This window comes from Aequoribacter sp., assembly GCF_965659035.1.
Classification (GTDB): domain Bacteria; phylum Pseudomonadota; class Gammaproteobacteria; order Pseudomonadales; family Halieaceae; genus Aequoribacter.
In genome coordinates, this window is sequence record NZ_CBFHWH010000124.1 from 1 (window position 1) to 4470 (window position 4470).

The 4470-nt window shown below is 51.7% G+C and carries 5 protein-coding genes; 1 reads left to right on the forward strand and 4 read right to left on the reverse strand.

Annotated elements, in window-relative coordinates; genetic code table 11:
• Positions 1-70 precede the first annotated feature (70 nt).
• Both ACTF5Z_RS11430 and ACTF5Z_RS11435 read right to left on the reverse strand, forming a co-directional pair.
• A complete protein-coding gene (locus ACTF5Z_RS11430) occupies positions 71-1147 on the reverse strand; it encodes a VOC family protein (protein WP_438985748.1) in 1077 nt (358 codons plus the stop codon).
• Positions 1148-1157: 10 nt separating this feature from the next.
• Positions 1158-1769, reverse strand: coding sequence for a TetR/AcrR family transcriptional regulator (locus ACTF5Z_RS11435; RefSeq protein ID WP_438985749.1), 612 nt, complete (start codon positions 1767-1769; stop codon positions 1158-1160).
• A 73-nt stretch (positions 1770-1842) separates the two neighbouring features.
• Between ACTF5Z_RS11435 and ACTF5Z_RS11440 the strand changes: the two genes are divergently transcribed.
• Complete coding sequence (locus ACTF5Z_RS11440) at positions 1843-3396, forward strand: bifunctional 3-(3-hydroxy-phenyl)propionate/3-hydroxycinnamic acid hydroxylase (RefSeq protein ID WP_438985750.1); 1554 nt, start codon at positions 1843-1845, stop codon at positions 3394-3396.
• 129 nt (positions 3397-3525) lie between these two features.
• On the opposite strand, the gene ACTF5Z_RS11445 is transcribed toward ACTF5Z_RS11440, so the two are convergent.
• Positions 3526-3771, reverse strand: coding sequence for a YdcH family protein (locus ACTF5Z_RS11445; RefSeq protein ID WP_438985751.1), 246 nt, complete (start codon positions 3769-3771; stop codon positions 3526-3528).
• Positions 3772-3850: 79 nt separating this feature from the next.
• A partial coding sequence (locus ACTF5Z_RS11450) for an EAL domain-containing protein (protein ID WP_438985752.1) occupies positions 3851-4470 on the reverse strand: 620 nt, incomplete at its 5' end.

Here is a 4470-nt window from a genome sequence, read left to right on the forward strand (position 1 = left end):
CGGGCGTCCCCACTGGATACTACCTTGGTAGTCAATACGCGCAATATTTACGGGCATGTGATTGATCCTTTTAGGTCATGACTTTGGCAATCGCTGCCAGTTTTTTAACAGTAAGATCTGAGTGTTTTCTCAGGTTTTTGAATAGGGTGATGAGTGTGTTCAGGGTAAGTTTAGGTTTGATGAACTCTGCGGGCATGACTTGTCCCCATTGGCTCATGGCCTGAGCGCTCGCGGCGGACACGCCCATAGGGTGGTCGGCGGTGAATACATCGCCGTCTGCGTAATGCTCGTGATGGGCGCCCCACGGGTCGGACCAGTAATCGAATAGTTGGCTTCCCAACACGTGGCGGCCGATGCCCCACGCGTGGCGCCAGCCCCGATCACGTAGCCACTGTTGCCCAGCACCAATCGCATCAATATCTAGAGTCTCGAATGCAGCATGGGAGAAAGCGGCCTGAAAAGTGTGGGCTATTGCGATGGTGTGGTGATCAGTCGGAGTGTCGCCGAGGTTCATTCTAAAAAACGTCACAATGGGGTCGCCGGACGGAAGTACCTGAGTGTCTGACGGAATGAGCCCTAGTGTCTTGGTATACCAGCTTACGGTTTCTTGGTAGCCCGCGGTCTCGATTACTAGGTGTCCCAACTTTACGATGGGGGAAGGAGAAGCAGGGAACCCCTGTATGGCATTGACACGCTGGGGCGAATTTGAATGATTTAGTGTTGCTGTGTTTCTGGGAAGGCCGTAATCGAATGCACTCGCCGCCGCGTTGATCTCGACGCGAAAGCCATTCGGGTCGTTGAGAATGACACGGGCATAGGGGTCAAGCTCCTCACCATGTTCGATATCTTGGTTATGCTCTGTGGCGAGTTTCTGCAGATCTTCAAGTGAGGCACAATCAAAGCCAAACCCCAGAAACTTGGGTTGATCTGACAGCTTGATGTGATAACACCAAGACGAGCCGGGATTAGCAGCAAGATATAAATCTTGCGGTGACTTGTGCACCGTGACTAAACCGAAGTCTGACAAAAAGCGCTCGGCTAGATCTAGGTCGGGACGCTCAAATCGGAGGTAGCCAAGCCGAGTCACTTTAATGTGTGGCGCGACAGACGCTTTCAAGTAATCGACCGCCAATGTAGGTGTGTCCATGGTCTGATTCTCAGCTGTGTAAGGGCGTGTGATTGGCTTGTTCCGCGGCAATCGCGCTCGCTTCTGAGCTGCTTACGCCGAACGCTTTTAAAATCAACTCTGTGACCTCAACATAGGCTTCGCGCCAGCCTTTGTGACCCGAGAGTATGACTTGAATGGCCCCCATTACTGCACTGGCAAGCAGGGTCACAGCACTGCGTATCTGCGACTGTGTTAGATCGAACCGACCCCGTTCTACGCCGAGACTGATATCGTGCATGGGTTGAGCGTGCCAAAGTTGAGTGAGTTGTTGGGCCGTGAACCCGAATTGACATAAGAAACGGCCCCAATCGGGATTGGCTTGCGCCTGATAAATAAAGTGAAAGATACCTAAAGCCACTTTATGGGCTGGGTCATCGAGATTAACGGCGCCCTTTGCAATGCGAAGGTGTAAGTCATGAGCAAGGCGCTCGGCGGTCCGTTCAAACAAATCCGGGCTTTGGTCGAGATAGGCATAGATGGTACCGCGTGCGACGCCTGCCTCTTCTGCCAAATCGCGAATACTGATTTTTTGTGCGCCCGTCTCTGCGAATAAGCGAATGGCTGCGGCATGAATTCTTTTTTGTGATGTCAGTGAGGCCATGAGGTTTTCCGCTTGAATTGGACATATTTGAACATTAATGTTCAAATATGTCAAAAAGTGTCGAGCGTTATTTATGGATCACGATTACGAGGTTATCATTATTGGTGCGGGTCCCGTCGGTATGGCAATGGCGGCTCTGCTCGGACGGTTCGGTGTCCATGTACTAGTCGTCGATCGACTCAATGCTATCCAAACAGCCCCGCGTGCAATCGCCCTAGATAATGAAGCCCTTCGTATTTTGGCAATGTGCGGCCTGGTCCTTGAAGACTTGGATTTGGTGACTATTCCTGCGGTGAATTATCGGAGCCCCTTTTTTGGCCGGTTTGGGAGGATGAATACCTTAGACAGCGTCGACACACTGCCCCCTTTGGTCACCTTTTTTCAACCCGCCTTGGAAGCTAGTTTAGCGGCGCAAGCTCAAGTTTCTGGCACGGTGCATGTGCTCAGAGGCGCACGCGCCCAAGTCATCGAAAATTCCGAGACGGGGGCCCTTGTGCGTGTGCATCACTTAGGTGATGGCACTGAACGAGATCTCAAAGCGCGGTTTGTGGTGGCCTGCGATGGCGCTGGCTCGTCGACCCGTCAAAGCTTGGGTGTTGATTTTTTGGGTGTGAGCTATTCGCAGGACTGGCTGATTGTCGATGCTTTGAATGTTCCAGAGCCCGTGGAGGAAATTACGTTTTACTGCGATCCTGCGCGTCCCGCTCCTCATATGCCAGCACCGGGAGGACGGCAGCGCTGGGAGTTCATGTTACATCCAGGTGAGAGTCAGGAAGAGTTCATGCAAGATGCGAAGATTAAAGACTTGCTGAGGCCTTGGACAACATTCGAAGACATCACAGTGGAGCGCAAGGCCGTTTATCGATTTCACGCCCGATTGGCTGATAGATTTCAAGTAGGATCGGTGTTCTTGGCCGGTGATGCAGCTCACGTGACACCTCCTTTTGCCGGGCAAGGCTTAGTGTCGGGGCTGCGCGATGTCGCGAATTTGGGTTGGAAATTAAAAGCGGTTCTTCGACGCGAGGTGTCTGTCGGTGTGTTAACGTCCTACACGCAGGAACGCAAGCCGCACGCCGGTAAAATGATACGGCTGGCGCAATTTTTGGGCGAGCTGATCATGCCGTCGAGCCGAATTAAAGCGATCTTAGTGCACGGGTTAGCAAAGTTTATCGGTCTGTTGCCTGTGGTCCACACGGTCTTTACCGATATGAAGGTCAAGCCGCAAAACACGTTCGATGCTGGTTTGTTTTTGAAAGGGGGCCTCAGGGGTGCTTTTGCGGCAGGGGCTCATTTACCACAGTGGTGGCTTCAAACTGCGGCGGGCGATCGCAAGCGCAGTGACGAGGTGTTTGGGACCCATTTTGTGTGTGTCGGCATCAATTGCGACCCACGAAATTTTATCAGCGAGGACTTGAGACAGCAGTGGCAAGGTTTAGGTGGAGAGTTCGTGTGCTTGTCTACGCCTGGCAGAGCAAGCAAGATTGCCGGTGATTGGGTCGCGGAGGGGAGAGACCTCCCTAAGTCAGAAGTCGCACTGATACTGCGTCCCGATCGTTTGATACTGGCCTCTAGCAAAGCGACGAGATTAGAGGCCGTCGTGCAAAAGGCGATAGGTTTGTTGTCTTAATTCGTGTCGCGCTGGACTGTGATCTTAAGCGCCTTGGCACATGAAAGCGTGATCGCTGGCCGCAATCACGTTTCTCTAAAGGTAACATGTAGATCATCACAGCTCGGTGTCATCGACCGAGCTATGGAGTTACCGGGCCTTGTACTTTTGGATAATGGCGAGAAGTTGTTCTTTCAGATTCAAACGCACTTTTTTTCGCTCGTTTAGGTAATCGTCACTAGTATTCTCAGCACCGGTTTCTATGCGGTGTACTTCATGGTCTACTTCATGATACTGCGTGAAGAGTCTGGCGAAGTGGGCGTCGTTCATTTTTAAATCATGAATAGCGTCATGGTGCTCGGGAAATTCGTGGTGTAAATCGTGTTTTTCTAACATAGGTACCTCATGCTTGGTGACTATGCGAAGTGTAGCGCGGCCCTGGCTTTGAGACCTTGATAGAGATCAACAGGCAATGCTAGGCGCGGTTGCCGGTATCCATCGCGATGGCAGGGACTTCGGCGCGAAACCAATCGATAAGTTCTTTATCGTTGACTCTTAATGGACGCGCAAATAGGTAGCCTTGCGCCTGGTCGCAGCCAATTTCTCGAAGGGCCCTCGATTGTGATTCGGTTTCAACGCCCTCCGCCACAACAGTTTTGCCCAGCGTGTGGCATAACGACACCATACAAGAGACGATCGCGTGGGCCACTTTGTCGGTTTGTATGTTCTCGATGAAGCTTCGATCGAGCTTCACGCAATCGATAGGCAAAATTTGTAAATACGACATTGAGCTCATGCCCGTACCAAAATCGTCAATTGAAATCTTAATGCCCATGTCTCTTAGTTCGGTGAAGACCCGCTGGGCTAGGTTAACATCGAACATCGTCGCGCTCTCTGTCAACTCCACGGCCAGTAGCTCAGGGGCTAGATCAGCGGCCTCAAGCTCACTTTGAATGAATTCGACGAGTTGGTTGTCTAGTAAGTTATAGGGCGACAGGTTAACAGCGATGGGTATGTATTTGCCCTCAACATGCCAAGATTTGGCTTGCTGAATGGCCGTGTGTAGCATTAAACGGCTGAACGCATTAATTTCTC

Coding starts and splice junctions, on each gene's coding strand:
- ACTF5Z_RS11435 (WP_438985749.1), bottom strand. CDS start 1,769: ATGGCCTCACTGACATCACAAAAAAGAATTCATGCCGCAGCCATTCGC.
- ACTF5Z_RS11430 (WP_438985748.1), bottom strand. CDS start 1,147: ATGGACACACCTACATTGGCGGTCGATTACTTGAAAGCGTCTGTCGCG.
- ACTF5Z_RS11440 (WP_438985750.1), top strand. CDS start 1,843: ATGGATCACGATTACGAGGTTATCATTATTGGTGCGGGTCCCGTCGGT.
- ACTF5Z_RS11445 (WP_438985751.1), bottom strand. CDS start 3,771: ATGTTAGAAAAACACGATTTACACCACGAATTTCCCGAGCACCATGAC.